Below are 16,597 nucleotides of genomic sequence, written 5' to 3' on the forward strand. Positions count from 1 at the left end.
GCTCGCCACATCCGCACTCCGTCACCCCGGACTTAATACGGCGTGACGGAGGAGTGGTTTGGCGCACCGACCGTAAATGCGAGCGCGGGAAGCCAATGCTTCCCGCGCTTTCCTTTACCCGCCTTGCCCTCAGGCCTCGTCCTTCAACGTCTCTTTCTGGGTGATCAGCCGCGCGCTGTGCTGGCCGCTGAGGTAAATCCACAGCCAGCTCCACGCCACGGCCAGCCGCGAGCGCGTTCCGATCAGGAAATAGATATGGGCAAGCCCCCAGATCCACCATGCAAGCACGCCCTTGAGCTTGAACCTGCCGAAATCGATCACCGCCGCGCGTTTGCCGATTGTCGCCAGATTACCCTGATGGCTGTAGCGGAACGGCGCGGGCTCCGGCTCTCCGGATAGCCGCGCCTTGATGACCTTTGCCACATGGGCGCCCTGCTGCTTGGCTGCAGGCGCAATGCCCGGCACCGGTTTGCCGTTTTCCTGATTGACGGCGGCCGTATCGCCGATGACGAAAATATTGGGGTCGTCTTCCAGATTGAGATGCGGCCCGACGATAGCGCGTCCCGCCCTGTCGGCAGCAGCATTCAGCCACTTTGCAGCGGGAGACGCCTGCACGCCGGCGGCCCAGACCACCGTGCGGCACGGATAAAAGGTCTCACCCACCGTCACGCCCTCATCGGTGCAGGCCGTAACCGGTGTGCCGAGCAGAACCTCGACGCCGAGCTTTTCAAGCGCCTGCTTGGCATAGGCCGAAAGATCGTCCGTAAAAACCGGCAGAACGCGCGGACCTGCCTCGACAAGCAGCACGCGGCTCTTTCTGGTATCCACGTTGCGGAATTCCGGCGGCAGCGCCTTGTGGGCAAGCTCGGCGATCATGCCCGCCATTTCCACGCCCGTCGGGCCTGCCCCGATGATGACGAAGGTCAGCTGCGCCTGCCGTTCCTCTTCGCTGGTGGCAAGTTCCGCGCGCTCGAAAGCCAGAAGCAGGCGGCGGCGGATCGTCGTTGCATCCTCGAGCGTCTTGAGGCCGGGAGCGGCACGCTCCCATTCATCACGGCCGAAATAGGCATGACGGGCGCCGGTGGCCAGCACCAGCGTATCGAAGCCGATGACCTGACCGGAACTCAGATGCACGGTGCGGGCGTCACGGTCTACGCCGTTCACTTCCGCAAGCAGCGTCGTCACTTCCTTGCGGTCGCGGTAAAGATGGCGGATCGGCCAGGCGATTTCGGATGTCGCAAGAGCCGTCGTCGCAACCTGATAAAGCAATGGCTGAAATAGATGATGGTTGCGGCGGTCAATCAATGTGATGCGGACAGGGGCCCCCTCCAGCCCGTGTACCATTTGTAAGCCGCCGAAGCCTCCACCCACGACGACAACGTGATGTTCTTGCATGTGTCTCTGCCTTTAAAAGCTCGCGCACGGAGCATGCGCAAGCAGATTATAGGCAAAAAAATTGACTTTGGTTATGAAATAGCCTGACCGCAGGCGCGACAAAAACGCCGGACTGTTTCAGCCATGCCATATTCCAGCGCATCCGCCGTCAACCCGTGACCGATGGATACCTCTGCAAGATAAGGTATGCGTTTCATAAGCTTGGGCAGGTTTGCTACAGTCAGGTCGTGCCCGGCATTGACGGCAAGCCCGAGCGCTGCGGCGTAGTCCGCCGTCTGTCCGAGTTTTTCCAGAAGCGCGTCACCTTTTTGCGGATCGTCAAAACAACCTCCATAGGGACCGGTATAGAGCTCAATGCGGGCAGCACCCGTCTCAGCCGCCAGCTCCACCGCTTCGCGCTCGCCGTCACCATCGGCAAAAAGCGAAACCCGCATACCGCCGGCCTTCAGGCGCCCAACGGCTTCTCTCAGGAAAACCGCGTGCTTGCGGAAATCCCAGCCATGGTCTGATGTCGCCTGCGACGGATCGTCGGGCACCAGCGTCACCTGCTCAGGCTGGGTTTGTTCGCACAGAACGAGAAAATCCTCGGTCGGATAACCTTCGATGTTGAATTCCGCGCTTGGGAAACTGTCATCGATGAGCGCACGCAGCACCGGCAGGTCCGAAAAGCGGATATGGCGCTGGTCCGGCCGAGGGTGTACAGTCAGCCCGCTAGCACCCGCAGCGAGTGCAATATGCCCGAAATGCGCGACATCCGGCCATGGGAGATCGCGACGGTTGCGCAGCATGGCAATTGCGTTCAGATTGACGGAAAGTTTTGCGGGCATGACATCGAGGCTCCGGTTCGGAATTGACATCCTGTTTCACGCAGGTTGACGCCGACCGCAAGGAGGCCGATAAAATTTTTTAAGGATACGGGAACGAAAGCAGGCAATACAGGTTACGGTTCTCATGCAGCATCGGCAAAATGTCTTGATCAGAAGACAGATCTGCGGTGGGGAACAAGTAACGAATGCCATAAAAAGCAGGCACACTGTCAAAACGCGCGAAGGGGGAAACGATGCAGAATGGCAGGATGCCGTTTGAACACGGCGACGAGGACAAACCCAATCTAAGGATCAGCAGCTTTTTACCGGATATAAGCCTGCCCTCCTCCCTGCCCGCCGAACCGGTTCCCATCGCCGACATGGCCAACATTTTCGGCGTAACGCACCGGACCCTGCATTTTTACGAAGAAAAGGCGCTGCTGACCTCAAAACGCATCGGCCAGATGCGGGTTTATTCCCACCGCAACGTGCAACGCATGGCGGTGATAAATGTCTGTCGCGAAGTTGGCATTTCCGTCGCAGCCATTACAGACATCATGGAAAAACTTGCCCGCTCTCTCTCGCAGGAAGAAGCGGACGAGATATTCCACTCCGCGCTGCGGCAGCGAAAAAGAGAACTGACCGCGGAACGCTCCACGCTTCAGCGCCAGGCCCAGCAGATCGAGGAACTGCTCGCCACCGATAACGATGCTGATGGCCTCGACGCCGCTGAGCGGGGACCGGGCAAGGATATCGCGCTGACAGACAACGAGCGAAAATGCCTGGAACTGATGGCGGAGGGGTACGCCCCGGTAAGGCTCGCGCGCGCTCTCGGCCTTTCAGGTAACGACCTCAACGAACTGGAGGCGAAGATCATCGGCAAGTTCAGTGCCAGCAACCGCTTTCAGGCGGTTGCCAAAGCGGTTCTGCTTGGTGTCATCCGCGCCTGACAGAGCATTTCCACGAAAACTGCACAGCGGTTTTCCGTCCGGACAATGCACAGACAAAAGAATTGGAGCATTGAAGGTGTCCCGCTATTCACCGGAAATGCTCTATCTCAGCGAACGATTGTGAGTGTTTCTGCGGCGCGGGTGATGGCGGTGTAAAGCCACCGCTCGCGCGAATCGCGGAAGGCATAGCTCTCGTCAAAGAGAACCACATTGTTCCACTGCGAACCCTGCGCCTTGTGCACGGTCAGCGCATAGCCGAAATCGAACTCGTCATAACGCTTGCGAGTGGTCCACGGAATTTCCGTTTCCACATCCTCGAAAGCCGCCTTCAGCAATTTGATCTTGGCCGCGCCGCGATCCATATCGTCGTCTTCAGGCCGGATCATCAGGTTGATGCCGGGTTTCACCGTCTCGCGCGACGAACTCATGACCTGCCAGAGAGAGCCGTTCAGCAGGCCCTTGGCGGGATCGTTCCTCAAGCAAACCAGCTTGTCGCCGGATTGCGGATAATCGGCCGTAAATCCCTTCAGCTCGCGAAGCCGCTGGTTATAGCGGCGGCGCGTGCGATTTGTGCCGACGAGCACCTGATCGGCATCGAGCACGAGCGACTGTGTCACCTCGGACTTGGAAATCACCTGCGCGGCACCGTAATCGCCACGCATGATCTCGCGGCCTTCCCGCACATCCATGGCAAGATGGATGATGGGATTGTCCTTGGCCTGCCGATGAATTTCGGAGAGCAGGTAATCCGGCTCCTGCTCCGTGAAGAAGCCACCGCCTGAAACCGGCGGCAACTGCCCGGGATCGCCGAGCACCAGGATAGGCGTGCCGAAGCTCATCAGATCCTTGCCGAGCTGCTCATCCACCATCGAACATTCATCGATGATGATGAGTGCCGCCTTGGCGAGCGGGCTCTGGCGGTTGATGGAAAACATTGGCGCGACCGAGGTCTTGCCGGTCTCCTCGTCTTCCACGGTCTCTTCGCCGCGCGGGCGGTAGATCAGCGAATGGATGGTGCGGGCATTGGTCGCCCCGCGCGAGCGCAGCACCTGCGCCGCCTTGCCGGTGAAGGCCGCAAACAGCACTTCGCCATCGACATTTTCCGCGAAATGTTTGGCAAGCGTTGTCTTTCCGGTTCCGGCATAACCGAACAACCGAAAAACCGGCGTCCGGCCTTCCTTCAGCCAGCGGGAAACAGCCTTGAGCGCTTCGTCCTGTTGCGGTGAAAATAACATGCGCCCTCATCGCAGGATTCGAGCACCGTGCGCAACAGAAAAAGAACGAAAGATGAATCACACCATCAGAATGCGGCAATAAAACACGGCTGGTTTTTAAACCATGGCGGGTATCATGCCGCCCATGAAGATATTGATTCTGGGCGCAACGGGTTTCATCGGTTCCGAAGTGATCCGCAGCCTTCACGGCAAAGGTCACACCGTTACTGGGCTGGCTCGCACCATTGCGCGCGCGAAAGATAAATGGCCTTTCGCCAGCTGGGTTCCGGCCGATCTCTCGCGTATGACCAGCGCTGCCGACTGGGCGGCACTCGTTAGCGACCATGACGCCATCGTCAATTGCGCAGGTGCGCTTCAGGACGGCCTGTCGGATGATCTTGCCGCGACGCAGGAAAAAGCGATGCTGGCGCTCTACCGGGCAGCGGTAAATGCGGGCGGCAAGCTTGTGATCCAGATATCGGCCCGCACTTCCGGAGCCGCTTCCCAACTGCCCTTCCTCGCCACCAAACGCCGCGCCGATGTGGCACTTGCCGCAAGCGGTCTGCGCTTTGTCATTCTCCGCCCCGCACTGGTTGTCGGCCGCAACGCCCATGGCGGCACAGCACTCGTGCGCGCGCTTGCAAGCTTCCCCTTCGCTGTGCCGCTCGTAAACGGCAAGATGCCTGTACAGACCGTCGCAGTCGAAGATGTCGCGTTGGCAGTCAGCGCGGCAATAGATGGCGAAATCCCGTCAGGCAGCGATATCGAGTTGGCAGCAAACGAAACGCTGACATTGCAAGGCGTAGTCGCTGCGCACCGGCAATGGCTCGGCCTCGCCCCTGCTCCCGCGCTAAATCTTCCGACTGCCTTCATGCGCCCCGTCGCCCTCACGGCGGATATTGCGGGAAAGCTCGGCTGGCGGTCGCCGTTGCGCTCAACCGCCATGAGGGTGATGTCGGAAGGTATCGTGACGGAGAACAGCGCGCCAAAAGCGACGACGTCGCTCAAGAGCTTGAGGGACACGCTGGCAGCTCACCCTTCCGGCGTGCAGGACCTGTGGTTTGCCAGATCATATCTGCTCAAACCCGTCCTCATTCTCTGCCTGTCGCTGTTCTGGCTATTGTCCGGCCTCGTACCGCTGCTTGATATCGACAGCTCGGCCGCGCATTTCCTGCCCTTCATGCCGCAAGTGCCAGCCGTCACCCTCACACTCGCCACCTGCCTCATCGATATCGCCCTGGGCGTCACCGTCCTGATAAGACCACTTGCCAGAAAAGCGCTCATCGCCATGCTCCTGGTCACCGCCGCCTATCTGACTGGTGGCAGTCTGCTGGAGCCGGGTCTGTGGCTCGATCCGCTCGGCCCCCTCGTCAAGGTCCTGCCCTCCATCGCCCTGACACTTGTCGCCCTTGCCACATTGGATGAACGCTGATGACACCTGAAGACCTTCTGCGGCTCGCCCATGTCATCGGCGCAACCGTGCTGTTCGGCACCGGGGCTGGCATAGCGTTTTTCATGGTGATGGCGCGGCGGACGGCAAACCCGGCGCTGATCGCCCATGTTTCGGGCACGGTCGTCATCGCCGACACCATCTTCACCGCCACGGCGGCGATCATCCAGCCGGTCACCGGTTATTTTCTGGCGCGCATCATCGGCTGGCCGCTGAGCGAAGGCTGGATCGCCCTTTCGCTCTGCCTTTATGTCTTCACCGGCATTTTCTGGCTGCCGGTGGTGTGGATCCAGATCAAGCTACGCGATATCGCCCGCGATTGTGTCGCTGCGGACGAGGCCCTGCCGCCGCAATGGTTCCGTCTCTACCGCATCTGGTTTGCCTGCGGTTTTCCGGCTTTCTTCGCGGTTCTCGGCATCATCTGGCTGATGCTGACCAAGCCGGATATTGCCCTGTTCGGTTGATGCGCCTCAATTGATCGCCTGTCTTTCGACAAGCTGCGCCAGTTGTTCGGCAACCGTGTTCCAGCCGTCGAAAAAGCCCATCTCCGCGTGCTTGTCGCGATCCCCAGGATTTCTGTGCATGGCATAGGCCACATATTCCATTCCTTCAGGATGATCGCGAAAACTCATCACCGCGGTGAGGAATGGGCGCGCGGACGGGCGAAAGCCTGAAGTCAGCGCATCGGTGAAGACCAGACGCTCCTCATGATCCACCGCCAGGAAACATCCGCTTATGTGATCGCCAAATGCCTTCCCGTCTTCGCTGTAGCGGGTCTCGAAAGCGCCGCCGGGGAAAAGCTCCATTTTCTCGACACGGCATTGGCCGGGATGCGGCACCCACCACTGTTCGAGGCTGTTTTTGTCGACCCAGGCGTTCCAGACCAGCTGGCGCGGCGCCCTGATGATCCTTGAAATCTTCAGATCGAGATCGGGATTGAAAGTGTCGGTCATTTGTCATTCTCCCCTTTATCGGAGGTTCTGTCCTGCTGCGCCATGACGAACTGTTCAAGCCGGTCCGTCCGGCCTTCCCAGATGGCATGCTGTTGCGAAAGCCAGCCCTCGATCATCGAAAACCGTTGTTTCTCCAGCGAGCAGAACCGCACCCGGCCCTGCTTGCGCGTCACGATCAACCCCGCTCCTTCCAGCTGGCGGATGTGTTTCATGAACGACGGCAGGGCCATGGCGAAAGGTTCGGAAAGCGTGCCGACGCTCGCATCCCCGCTGCCCAACCGCAAAAGCACGGCCCGTCGTGTCGGATCGGCAAGGGACTGGAAGATATCGTCAAGTGGGGCTGAATAGTTATCCATAAGACTAACTATCACGGCGAAACACTTAGCTCAACGGATAAGTTTAAAAATCGCACCGGCGGAGGGAATAAAGCAGTGACCTGCGGTGTCTTTTGATGTGCTGGCGGCAGAAGCCGCCCGAACCAAGGAGGATATGTCCATGAAAATCCGCTTTATCGTTCCCGCCCTCGTTTTGGCATTTGCCGGAACGGCCTATGCGGCACCCGCGGTCGAAACGGTCAAGACCGCCAAAGGCAATGTGCTCGCGGGCGAAAAAGGCATGACGCTCTACACTTTCAAGAACGACAAGAAGGGCGTATCCAATTGTTATGACAAGTGCGCCACCAACTGGCCGCCGTTCTTCGCGGCTACTGGCGACAAGGCCGAAGGCGCCTATTCTCTCGTGACGCGCAAGGACGGCAAGATGCAGTGGGCAAAGGACGGCATGCCGCTCTACTACTGGGCCAAGGACATGAAAAAAGGCGATGCAACCGGCGACGGTATGAACGGTGTATGGGATGCCGCAAAACCATGATGGCATGAATGGCAATACGCGGGGGAGCCTCTCCCCCGCAGCCGGCTCCTTCGAGGCGGAGATGCTGGCGCTGATACCCATGCTGCGGCGTTATTCTCGCAGCCTTTCCCGCTCCGACGCCGATGGCGAGGACCTATTGCAGGACTGCGTGGAAAAGGCGCTGACCAACAAGAGGCAATGGCACGGAACGGCTTTGAAATCATGGGCTTACGCGATAATGACGAATCTTTATCGCAACCGCCACCGCGCCGCGAAACGTCACCCGTCCGAAAGTCTCGACGGCCATGAAAGCCTGGCCGTTGCCGACACACTCGGCGACACGCTGGAAAACGATAGGCTGCACGTCGCGCTCGGGCTGCTTTCGCCAGAGATGCGGGCGGTGCTGATGCTGGTGACGGTGGAAGGCTACAGCTATCAGGAGGCAGCCGAGACATTGTCGATCCCCGTGGGTACCGTCATGTCCAGACTTTCCCGCGCCCGCGAAACCCTGCGCCAGCACCTGGCGGCGGACAATATCATTCCCCTGCGGAGACCACGATGAAAAGGCCCGATGCCATTACCGAAGACGATCTGCACGCGTATGTCGATGGGCTTTTGTCCGAAGACGACCGCGCGGCTGTCGAGGCCTGGCTGACCGAAAGGCCGCAGGAGCGGGAGCGTGTGGAAGACTGGAAAAAACAGGCTGAAACCCTGCGAGCCGCATTCGCCGCCTATGCCGCCGAACATCCGCACGACACCGCGATGCTTGCCGAAAGAAAACAGGCGCCCGCGTGGCGGCTGAAACCGGTTCTTCTGCGAACGGCAGCTGTGTTGCTGATCTTCGCGGCGGGTGCGGCAGCCGGCAGGCTTGTGCCGTCGCCGCTCGCCACGCCGCAGGACGTGGTTCTGGCGTCGTTGACGACTGACATTCCCGCGCAGGCGAAATCGGCCTATCTCATCTATGCAAGCGAGGTGCGCCACCCCGTTGAAGTTGGAGCCGAACAGCAGCAGCACCTTGCAACATGGCTCGGCAAAAGGCTCGGTTATCCCTTCGCCATCCCCGATCTTTCCAAGATCGGATATGATCTCGTCGGCGGGCGCCTGATCCCCGTCAGCGGCAAGCCAGGGGCGATGCTGATGTATCAGGACAAGACCGGCCGCCGGGTAACGGTGCTGGTCGGCCACAACGAGGAAAACCGCACCACCAGCTTCCGCATGGCGAGCGCCGATGGCGTCGAGACCTTTTACTGGATCGACAACGAACTGGGCTATGCCGTTTCTGCCGAGCTGACGCGCGCCGAGGTGCAGAAGATCGCCGAGGAATGTTACCGCCAGTTCCCTGCGTAGAATAACCTATACCCCCACCCCACATCCATGCGACAGGCACAGGGATGACGAAGGGAGAACACCTATTTCAACATCGGCCAGAGGCTGACGACGAGAAGGACGGCCATGGTGATGTTGAACCATTTGAGCCGCACGGGAACGGAAAGCCAGTCACGCAGGGCCGAACCGAAGCCCGCCCAGGTCGAAACGCTGGGAAGATTGACGGCGGCGAAAACCACGCCGACGATCAAAACGGTGACGAGATATTGCCGCTCATCCGTATAGGTCGCCATCGCGGTCACGGCCATTACCCAAGCCTTGGGATTGACCCACTGAAAGGCTGCGGCGGCAAGAAAGCTCATCGGCACCGATGCGGCAGCACCCTCGTTCAGGCTGCGGGACGTGCCGATCTTCCACGCGATCCAGACGAGATAAAGTCCGCCCGCGAATTTCAGCACGGTATAGAGCAAGGGCACAGAGTGCAGCAGCGCGCCAAGCCCAAATCCGACGCCGATCAGCAATGACAGGAACCCCGCCCCGATGCCCAGCATATGCGGGATCGTGCGGCGGAACCCGAAATTCACGCCGGAGGCAAAAAGCATCATATTGTTCGGGCCGGGCGTAATGGAGGTTGTGAAGGCAAACAGCACCAGCGCGACGAGGGTTTCGACAGTCATGATCTCTCCTGTGAAAAGACCCTATCCGCCGAACCACCATCAAACCAGTCCGATCAACCGATAGGCGTAGTCAAATTTTTTGATGGATCGATCCTTTTCATGCCGGGTTTGAGAAGTCGGAACAAAGGGCTATTCTCCGTCAACAACCGCTGGAGCGAACCGATGTATGACGACATTCCTTCCGTCACCCTGCCATCTGGAAAAGAGATACMAGCCCTTGGCCTCGGCACCTGGAACATGGGCGAGATGAGATCATCGGCTCCGCAGGAAGTCGAGAGCATTCGCAAGGCGATCGATCTCGGCATGACGCTGATCGACACGGCCGAAATGTATGCAGACGGCCGATCCGAAGAGGTGGTGGGCAGGGCGATTGCCGGCCGGCGCGACGAAGTGTTTCTGGTCAGCAAGGTCTATCCCTGGAACGCCAGCGCCCGAGGCACGATTGAGGCCTGCGAGCGCAGCCTCGCAAGGCTCGGCACCGACCGGCTCGATCTCTATCTGCTGCATTGGCGTGGTGATCACCCGCTTGAAGAAACGGTGGCCGCTTTCGAAAAGCTGAAAAAAGCCGGCAAGATCGGCGACTGGGGCGTCTCGAATTTCGACACCGACGACATGGAGGAGCTTTTCGCCGTTCCCGACGGTAAGAATTGCGCCGCCAATCAGGTGCTCTACAATCTCTCCCGGCGCGGACCGGAATTTTCCCTTCTGCCCTGGTGTCAGTGGCACAGCGTGCCGCTGATGGCCTATTCGCCAATCGAACAGGGGCGCATCCTCAACAACCACGAACTCATCCGCATCGCCAAGGCCTATCAGGCTACGCCTGCGCAACTGGCACTGGCCTTTCTTCTGGAAAGAGAAGGCGTCATCGCCATTCCAAAATCCGCCAGCGCCGCACGCGTGGAGGAGAACCGAGGTGCCACCGATCTCGAAATCACCGATGAGGATTGGGCCGCGCTGGATGCCGCCTTCCCACCACCGACACGCAAGACGGCGCTGGAAATGCTGTGATTTAACAAAGCATTAAGATGTTTTTCGGAATCAGGCACTCAAGCAATTGAATCGAAGCGTGAGCCCTGCGGGCTGATGCTTTGGGCTGCACCATTTCAATTCAATAACGGCGCAGCGAACCGCGCCGTCAGTCTCCCAGACATGCTGCACCCAGTTACGGTATGCGGCGCTCATATTCCTCTTTCAGCCCCAGCCAGCTATCCCAGAAAGGCCCCGGTTCCTTTTCCTGAAGACGGGCGGCGAGAATGTCGAGATGCGCATGCCAGCCGGCGCTGACATTGAGCTTGGTCGTGCGATCCGCAAGCCGGCGGTGAACCAGTGTCAGAAGCACTTCCTTGCCCAGAGCCTGAAGCTCGATAGACACCTCTGCGCTCTCACCCCAGGTGAAGACGAGGCGGTGCGGCGCAACGACGGTGATGATGCGTGAGGTCATCCTGTTCTCTTCGGAAAAACCTTCCGGGCGGCTGCCCGGCGGGTCGGAAAGCTCGTCGTTGCGCCAGACGAGTTCAAATGGTGCGTCGGGCGCAAGCCGCATCTCGCCGGACGCCAGCCACCGGCGGCGAAGGTCGCTTTGTGTCAGATAGGCCCAGACCCGCTCGATTGGTCCCGGCAGGAGCCGTTCTATCTTCAGGGTTGTCGGCTCGACGAGCCGGCCATAGGCGTCAGGCGTTGCAATATCAGCCATTGTCATTTCCTCCATCTTCAGGGGATTTTCCCTGATCATCCTCCCTGATCATCCTCCCTGAGCATCTGCTCAAGAATATCGAGGCGGCTGCTCCAGAACTGCCGGTAGAAATCCAGCCATTCATGCGCCTCTGCCAACCGTTCCGGCGCAAGGCGGCAGACATGGGTACGCCCCCTCACCTCACGGCGAATAAGCCCGGCGTTTTCCAGCGCCTTGATGTGCTTGGATGCCGCAGCCAGCGATATGTCGAACGGCTCGGCCAGCTGGCTCACCGTTCGCTCGCCACGGGATAGATCGCGCAGCATCGTGCGCCGCGTCGCATCGCCAAGGGCATGAAAGACAGTGTCGAGATGTGGAACAGATAATTCAACCATGTTGTTGAATATAGGCCGCCAGACTAGAAAGTCAACCATATGGTTGAATATCAATTCACCGGAGCGCAGCCCATAAAAAAACCCGCGGCGAACCGCGGGCTTGGTATTACAAGGATATTCGAAAGGCGGAGGATCACATCCCCTGCGAACCGCGGTTCATGGCTGCAATACCCGTGCGGCAGATCTCGATCAGGCCGAGCGGTTTGATGATGGCCACGAACTGGTCGATCTTGGACGACTTGCCGGTGATTTCGAAGATGAAATGCTCGACTGTCGCGTCCACCACCTTGGCCTGAAACGCATCCGCAAGACGAAGCGTCTCGGCGCGGGCTTCACCCGAACCGGCGACCTTGATCAGCGCTACTTCACGCTCGATCGGCCGTTCCTGCCCGAGTTCGCGGGCGCGAACGGTGAGATCGAGCACCCGGTGCACAGGAACGATGCGTTCCAGCTGCGCCTTGATCTGCTCCAGCACGATCGGCGTGCCGCGCGTTACGATCGTGATGCGCGACAGATGCGCCTCATGCTCGGTTTCCGAAACCGTCAGGCTTTCGATGTTGTAACCCCGGCCGGAAAACAGGCCGATGACCCGGGCGAGAACGCCCGGCTCGTTGCTGACGAGAACCGACAGCGTATGATTTTCGACGGCAGCCGTTTCCTTCTGGATGAAATAGGCGGAGCCGGTGGGTTGTAGGTGTGCGTTCATGTCCTTTTCCTCTCCCGGCTCAGACTAGCTGACGGCCCTTGGCATCGATGGCGTTGGCAACAGCTTCATCCGTCGCCTCATCCGGCAACAGCATCTCGTTATGGGCTTTACCAGATGGGATCATCGGGAAGCAATTGGCGAGATTGGCAACGCGGCAATCGAAGATGACCGGCCTGTTGACCGCAATCATCTCGGCGATCTTGTCGTCCAGTTCCTTCGGATCGTCGCAATACATGCCAACCGCGCCATAGGCTTCCGCCAGTTTGACGAAGTCAGGCATGGCTTCGGTATAGGAGTTGGACAGGCGGTTGCCGTGCAGCAACTGCTGCCACTGCCGCACCATGCCCATATACTGGTTGTTGAGGATGAAAATCTTCACCGGCAGACCGTACTGGATGGCGCAGGACATTTCCTGAATGCACATCTGGATCGAGGCATCACCGGCAATGTCGATAACCAGCGCTTCCGGATGCGCGACCTGAACGCCGATAGCTGCCGGCAGGCCGTATCCCATGGTACCGAGACCGCCCGAAGTCATCCAGTGGTTCGGCTCCTCGAAGCCGAAGAACTGCGCCGCCCACATCTGGTGCTGGCCAACTTCGGTGGTGATGAAGGTCTCGCGCCCCTTCGATGCCTCGTAAAGACGCTGCAATGCATATTGCGGCATGATGACGTCGTTGGAATTCTTGTAGGCAAAGGAGTTGCGGGCGCGCCAGCGCTCGATCTGCAGCCACCAGTCCGCGGTCTGCGCTTTTTCCGGCTTCTTCGGCAAAGCGCGCCACAGGCGAACCATATCTTCCAGAACATGGCTGACGTCGCCAATGATCGGAACGTCGACGCGCACGGTCTTGTTGATCGAGGACGGATCGATATCGACGTGAATCTTCTTGGAATTCGGCGAAAACGCATTCAGGCGCCCGGTGATACGGTCGTCGAAACGCGCGCCGATGCAGACCAGCACGTCGCAATCATGCATTGTCATATTGGCTTCGTATGAACCGTGCATGCCCAACATGCCGAGCCAGTTTTTGCCGGAAGCCGGGTAGGCGCCGAGACCCATCAGCGTCGAGGTGATCGGGAAACCGGTCAGCTCTACCAGTTCGCGCAGCAGCCGTGTCGCTTCCGGGCCGGAGTTGATGACGCCACCACCGGTGTAGAAAACCGGCTTCTTTGCCTTAGACATCAATTCGATGGCCGCGTGAATGGCGTTGAGATCGCCCTGAACCTTCGGCTTGTAGCTCTTCTGCTGAATGGCGGCGGAAGGCGGCGTATAGGTGCCGGTGGCGAACTGGATGTCCTTCGGAATATCGACGACGACGGGGCCGGGACGACCCGTCTGTGCGATGCGGAAGGCCTCATGGATGATGCCCGCCAGTTCGTTGACGTCCTTTACCAGCCAGTTGTGCTTGGTGCAGGGGCGCGTAATGCCGACGGTATCGCATTCCTGAAATGCGTCGGAGCCGATCAGCGATGTCGGAACCTGGCCGGAAAGGCAGACGAGCGGAATGGAATCCATCAGCGCATCCTGCAGCGGGGTGACCGCATTGGTGGCGCCGGGGCCGGAGGTAACGAGCATGACACCGACCTTGCCGGTGGAGCGGGCATAACCTTCGGCAGCATGGCCGGCACCCTGCTCGTGACGTACGAGAATATGCTGAATGTCTTCCTGCTGGAAAATCTCGTCGTAGATCGGAAGCACGGCACCACCAGGATAACCGAAGATGTGCTCGACGCCGTTGTCCTTCAGCGCCTTCAGAACAATCTCCGCGCCTGTCATGCTATTGCTGTTTTCCGTATTATCCTTATCCGTCATTGCCTGTTTCCATCCCGCTTTGGCTTTGGATATCGAGGAGCCCGAGGGCCTGTTTGAAGACATAAAAAAAGGCCCCTAGAGGAGCCTCGTTCAGCGCATGGGTGCTTTCGCCGGATGGTTACACCATCCTGCCCATGCGCCGTCCCACCACGATAAGTACGTTAAGATTTTTCATGGGCCGGAGTGTTAGCCAGAAAAGCGCCAGTCGTCAACGCATATTGCGGAAAAAATCGGCGTCGGCTTCTTTTATTACCCGTAAGGCACCATGGACGAAATTTTCGAACGCAACAGATACACAGGTTGTTAAATATAATCTTTTACAATCAAGGATGCAGATAATGCCCGAACCACCGCGATCATCCGCATGTACCGGGATAAGACGTGAATAGTGACGAGTTTCATAGAGCGTCCCGCATGGACGAAAACGAACGGCGATCCGGCCAGCAGCCGACTAACCGCATGCTCGGCCGCGTCATCGCCTGTGATGGCGCCCATGCGACAATCGCCGCAGAAACTGAAATCGGTTCAACCGATGTCGCGCAGCTCTGGTCCGTCGGACGCCTGATCTCGATCGAAATGGGAACGAGCCGTGTCGCCGCACTGGTATATGCCATGCGCACGGGCGAAGAACACTGGTCGTCGGACAAGCCGAACCGGCTGCTGATCGACGTGGAACTCGTTGGCGAAGTCTACCGCACCGAAGATGGCAGCGAACGTTTTTCCACCGGCATTTCCCGTTACCCCTACCTGGGCGCGGTCGCGCATCGCATCCGCACGGGAGACCTTTCCAAGATCTATGACAGCGGCAAGCGAGACACATGCGTCATTGGCAAGCTGACGCAGGACGACACGATTGGCGCGGCCATGAACATCCAGCAGATGCTGGCGAAACATTTCGCCGTCGTCGGCTCGACGGGCGTGGGCAAAACCACCGCCGTCTCCCTTCTTCTGAACAAGGCGATCGAGACGGACCCGAAGCTGCGTGTCCTCATTCTCGATCCGCACAATGAATTTGCGGCCGCCTTTCCCGATCATTCTGTCGTCATCGACACCGACACGCTCGACCTTCCCTTCTGGCTGATGCGCCTTGAAGAATTCGCGGAAGTGATTTTCCGCGGACGCAAGCCCGTACCGGAAGAGATGGACGTCCTTCGCGACATCATTCCGGAAGCGAAAAAGGCATTTCGCGGCACAGATGGCTCCGCCGTTCGCCGCACGTCCGACAAGAGCGCGATCACGCCCGACACGCCGGTGCCTTACCGCATGGCCGATATTCTCGCCCTCATCGACGAGCGCATCGGGCGGCTGGAAGGGCGCGGCGAAAAGCCGACCCTGCGATCCCTCAAGGGCCGCATCCTCTCGGCCATCAACGATACGCGCTATAACTTCATGTTCTCCAGCAATACGATCAGCGACACCATTCTGGAAACGGTGGCGCATATCTTCCGTATTCCAGGAGAAGGTAAGCCGATTTCGGTTTTCCAGCTGTCCGGCATCCCCTCGGAAGTAGTGAACTCGGTCGTCTCCGTCCTCTGCCGCATGTCCTTCGAACTCGCGGTGCTGGCGCGCGGCTCGCTGCATATGCTTGTCGTCTGCGAAGAAGCGCACCGTTATGTTCCGGCAGACCCTGAGCGCGGATTTTTCCCGACCCGGCAGGCGATCGCGCAAATCGCCAAGGAAGGCCGCAAATACGGTATTTCGCTTGGCGTCATCAGCCAGCGTCCGAGTGAGCTGGACCAGACCATCCTGTCGCAGTGCTCGACCGTTTTTGCCATGCGGCTGACGAACGAGATCGACCAGAAGATCATTCTGTCCGCCGTACCGAACGCCTCAACCTCGACCACCAGTTTCCTCTCGTCCATCGGCAATGGCGAGGCAATCGCCTTTGGCGAGGCGGTGGGCGTACCGATGCGCATGCGCTTTGACCGCGTCTCCACGGCAAAATTGCCGAAGGCGAACGGCGCAGTCAGCCATACGCCCCACGAAACGCCCGATACGGTCGATCTGAACACCATCGTCAGCCGCATGCGCGCGGTAGCCAAGCCCGTCATCACCGGCTTCCAGCAAAGCGTCGAAGCGGCCTTCTCCGATATGCAGGAACCGATGTCAGCTCCCAGGGAAGCGGACGACGTCGATCGCTGGAAACGCGAACTGGGGACGGCGGCGACAGAGGGATACGAACCTTACCGCCCCGACATGCTGCCCGGACGCACAACCCTCGCGCCACAGTCGCCCGCAACGGCAACGGATACCAGCGCTGTCAACGAATTGCGCAAAGTCGGCTTCCAGATGCAGGCACAGAGTGGCCCGCCTCCATCAGAGACACGTCCTTCGCTGCGGGAGAGCCTGATGAAAAAGCCGCTAGGCAGCCTTTACCGTAAGGACTGAGCG

Annotated in this window: 17 protein-coding genes and 1 pseudogene; 8 read left to right on the top strand and 10 right to left on the bottom strand. The window is 59.2% G+C overall.

What is annotated here, in order from left to right; translation table 11 throughout:
- Positions 1-129 precede the first annotated feature (129 nt).
- Entirely contained in the window at positions 130-1,395 is a 1,266-nt protein-coding gene (locus AC1DCP_RS23465) for an NAD(P)/FAD-dependent oxidoreductase (protein WP_003513069.1), read from the bottom strand.
- Between the two features lie 71 nt (positions 1,396-1,466).
- Positions 1,467-2,222: a pyridoxine 5'-phosphate synthase gene (locus AC1DCP_RS23470; protein WP_003513071.1), complete on the bottom strand. Its 756-nt coding sequence runs from the start codon at positions 2,220-2,222 to the stop codon at positions 1,467-1,469.
- Between the two features lie 233 nt (positions 2,223-2,455).
- Between AC1DCP_RS23470 and AC1DCP_RS23475 the strand changes: the two genes are divergently transcribed.
- The gene (locus AC1DCP_RS23475) at positions 2,456-3,151 is read left to right on the top strand and encodes a MerR family transcriptional regulator (RefSeq protein ID WP_026330785.1); all 696 of its coding nucleotides are present in this window, start codon (positions 2,456-2,458) and stop codon (positions 3,149-3,151) included.
- Positions 3,152-3,258: 107 nt separating this feature from the next.
- On the opposite strand, the gene AC1DCP_RS23480 is transcribed toward AC1DCP_RS23475, so the two are convergent.
- On the bottom strand, positions 3,259-4,386 hold the full coding sequence (locus AC1DCP_RS23480; RefSeq protein WP_003513075.1) for an ATP-dependent DNA helicase: 1,128 nt from the start codon (positions 4,384-4,386) through the stop codon (positions 3,259-3,261).
- Positions 4,387-4,510: 124 nt separating this feature from the next.
- On the opposite strand from AC1DCP_RS23480, the gene AC1DCP_RS23485 reads away from it, so the two are divergent.
- Both AC1DCP_RS23485 and AC1DCP_RS23490 read left to right on the top strand, forming a co-directional pair.
- Entirely contained in the window at positions 4,511-5,797 is a 1,287-nt protein-coding gene (locus AC1DCP_RS23485) for an SDR family oxidoreductase (protein WP_013636464.1), read from the top strand.
- The gene (locus tag AC1DCP_RS23490; RefSeq protein ID WP_003513079.1) at positions 5,797-6,279 is read left to right on the top strand and encodes a DUF2269 family protein; all 483 of its coding nucleotides are present in this window, start codon (positions 5,797-5,799) and stop codon (positions 6,277-6,279) included. The genes AC1DCP_RS23485 and AC1DCP_RS23490 overlap by 1 nt, the downstream gene beginning before the upstream one ends.
- A 6-nt stretch (positions 6,280-6,285) precedes the next feature.
- Here AC1DCP_RS23490 and AC1DCP_RS23495 read toward each other — a convergent pair whose 3' ends face one another.
- Positions 6,286-6,768, bottom strand: coding sequence for an SRPBCC family protein (locus tag AC1DCP_RS23495; RefSeq protein ID WP_013636465.1), 483 nt, complete (start codon positions 6,766-6,768; stop codon positions 6,286-6,288).
- The gene (locus tag AC1DCP_RS23500; RefSeq protein ID WP_013636466.1) at positions 6,765-7,124 is read right to left on the bottom strand and encodes an ArsR/SmtB family transcription factor; all 360 of its coding nucleotides are present in this window, start codon (positions 7,122-7,124) and stop codon (positions 6,765-6,767) included. The genes AC1DCP_RS23495 and AC1DCP_RS23500 overlap by 4 nt, the downstream gene beginning before the upstream one ends.
- A gap of 133 nt (positions 7,125-7,257) precedes the next feature.
- On the opposite strand from AC1DCP_RS23500, the gene AC1DCP_RS23505 reads away from it, so the two are divergent.
- The 3 genes from AC1DCP_RS23505 to AC1DCP_RS23515 are packed head-to-tail and all read left to right on the top strand — an operon-like array spanning position 7,258 to position 8,964.
- The gene (locus tag AC1DCP_RS23505; protein ID WP_075807749.1) at positions 7,258-7,638 is read left to right on the top strand and encodes a COG4315 family predicted lipoprotein; all 381 of its coding nucleotides are present in this window, start codon (positions 7,258-7,260) and stop codon (positions 7,636-7,638) included.
- Positions 7,622-8,179, top strand: a complete 558-nt coding sequence (locus AC1DCP_RS23510) for an RNA polymerase sigma factor (protein WP_013636468.1) — start codon at positions 7,622-7,624, stop codon at positions 8,177-8,179. Before AC1DCP_RS23505 ends, AC1DCP_RS23510 begins: the two co-directional genes overlap by 17 nt.
- Positions 8,176-8,964, top strand: a complete 789-nt coding sequence (locus AC1DCP_RS23515; RefSeq protein WP_013636469.1) for an anti-sigma factor family protein — start codon at positions 8,176-8,178, stop codon at positions 8,962-8,964. The genes AC1DCP_RS23510 and AC1DCP_RS23515 overlap by 4 nt, the downstream gene beginning before the upstream one ends.
- Before the next feature lie 62 nt (positions 8,965-9,026).
- On the opposite strand, the gene AC1DCP_RS23520 is transcribed toward AC1DCP_RS23515, so the two are convergent.
- On the bottom strand, positions 9,027-9,620 hold the full coding sequence (locus tag AC1DCP_RS23520) for a LysE family translocator (RefSeq protein WP_013636470.1): 594 nt from the start codon (positions 9,618-9,620) through the stop codon (positions 9,027-9,029).
- A gap of 162 nt (positions 9,621-9,782) precedes the next feature.
- Here AC1DCP_RS23520 and AC1DCP_RS23525 point away from each other — a divergent pair, with 162 nt between their 5' ends.
- The gene (locus tag AC1DCP_RS23525) at positions 9,783-10,628 is read left to right on the top strand and encodes an aldo/keto reductase (protein WP_476774687.1); all 846 of its coding nucleotides are present in this window, start codon (positions 9,783-9,785) and stop codon (positions 10,626-10,628) included.
- A gap of 154 nt (positions 10,629-10,782) precedes the next feature.
- Here AC1DCP_RS23525 and AC1DCP_RS23530 read toward each other — a convergent pair whose 3' ends face one another.
- The 4 genes and pseudogenes from AC1DCP_RS23530 to AC1DCP_RS23545 all read right to left on the bottom strand — a co-directional run bounded on the left by AC1DCP_RS23530 (position 10,783) and on the right by AC1DCP_RS23545 (position 14,206).
- The gene (locus AC1DCP_RS23530) at positions 10,783-11,313 is read right to left on the bottom strand and encodes an SRPBCC family protein (protein WP_065687206.1); all 531 of its coding nucleotides are present in this window, start codon (positions 11,311-11,313) and stop codon (positions 10,783-10,785) included.
- Positions 11,306-11,687, bottom strand: a pseudogene (locus AC1DCP_RS23535) (ArsR/SmtB family transcription factor). Before AC1DCP_RS23535 ends, AC1DCP_RS23530 begins: the two are co-directional and overlap by 8 nt.
- 133 nt (positions 11,688-11,820) lie before the next feature.
- Entirely contained in the window at positions 11,821-12,393 is a 573-nt protein-coding gene (gene ilvN / locus AC1DCP_RS23540) for an acetolactate synthase small subunit (RefSeq protein WP_003513099.1), read from the bottom strand.
- Between the two features lie 19 nt (positions 12,394-12,412).
- Positions 12,413-14,206, bottom strand: a complete 1,794-nt coding sequence (locus AC1DCP_RS23545; RefSeq protein WP_013636474.1) for an acetolactate synthase 3 large subunit — start codon at positions 14,204-14,206, stop codon at positions 12,413-12,415.
- Between the two features lie 381 nt (positions 14,207-14,587).
- On the opposite strand from AC1DCP_RS23545, the gene AC1DCP_RS23550 reads away from it, so the two are divergent.
- A complete protein-coding gene (locus tag AC1DCP_RS23550) occupies positions 14,588-16,594 on the top strand; it encodes an ATP-binding protein (RefSeq protein ID WP_476774688.1) in 2,007 nt (668 codons plus the stop codon).
- Positions 16,595-16,597: the final 3 nt, after the last annotated feature.

The organism is Agrobacterium sp. 10T429 (assembly GCF_056393925.1).

Excerpts from the sequence above, each read along its gene's own strand:
- AC1DCP_RS23465 (WP_003513069.1), bottom strand. The coding sequence starts at position 1,395 with ATGCAAGAACATCACGTTGTCGTCGTGGGTGGAGGCTTCGGCGGCTTA.
- AC1DCP_RS23470 (WP_003513071.1), bottom strand. The coding sequence starts at position 2,222 with ATGCCCGCAAAACTTTCCGTCAATCTGAACGCAATTGCCATGCTGCGC.
- AC1DCP_RS23475 (WP_026330785.1), top strand. The coding sequence starts at position 2,456 with ATGCAGAATGGCAGGATGCCGTTTGAACACGGCGACGAGGACAAACCC.
- AC1DCP_RS23480 (WP_003513075.1), bottom strand. The coding sequence starts at position 4,386 with ATGTTATTTTCACCGCAACAGGACGAAGCGCTCAAGGCTGTTTCCCGC.
- AC1DCP_RS23485 (WP_013636464.1), top strand. The coding sequence starts at position 4,511 with ATGAAGATATTGATTCTGGGCGCAACGGGTTTCATCGGTTCCGAAGTG.
- AC1DCP_RS23490 (WP_003513079.1), top strand. The coding sequence starts at position 5,797 with ATGACACCTGAAGACCTTCTGCGGCTCGCCCATGTCATCGGCGCAACC.
- AC1DCP_RS23495 (WP_013636465.1), bottom strand. The coding sequence starts at position 6,768 with ATGACCGACACTTTCAATCCCGATCTCGATCTGAAGATTTCAAGGATC.
- AC1DCP_RS23500 (WP_013636466.1), bottom strand. The coding sequence starts at position 7,124 with ATGGATAACTATTCAGCCCCACTTGACGATATCTTCCAGTCCCTTGCC.
- AC1DCP_RS23505 (WP_075807749.1), top strand. The coding sequence starts at position 7,258 with ATGTCCATGAAAATCCGCTTTATCGTTCCCGCCCTCGTTTTGGCATTT.
- AC1DCP_RS23510 (WP_013636468.1), top strand. The coding sequence starts at position 7,622 with ATGCCGCAAAACCATGATGGCATGAATGGCAATACGCGGGGGAGCCTC.
- AC1DCP_RS23515 (WP_013636469.1), top strand. The coding sequence starts at position 8,176 with ATGAAAAGGCCCGATGCCATTACCGAAGACGATCTGCACGCGTATGTC.
- AC1DCP_RS23520 (WP_013636470.1), bottom strand. The coding sequence starts at position 9,620 with ATGACTGTCGAAACCCTCGTCGCGCTGGTGCTGTTTGCCTTCACAACC.
- AC1DCP_RS23530 (WP_065687206.1), bottom strand. The coding sequence starts at position 11,313 with ATGGCTGATATTGCAACGCCTGACGCCTATGGCCGGCTCGTCGAGCCG.
- ilvN (WP_003513099.1), bottom strand. The coding sequence starts at position 12,393 with ATGAACGCACACCTACAACCCACCGGCTCCGCCTATTTCATCCAGAAG.
- AC1DCP_RS23545 (WP_013636474.1), bottom strand. The coding sequence starts at position 14,206 with ATGACGGATAAGGATAATACGGAAAACAGCAATAGCATGACAGGCGCG.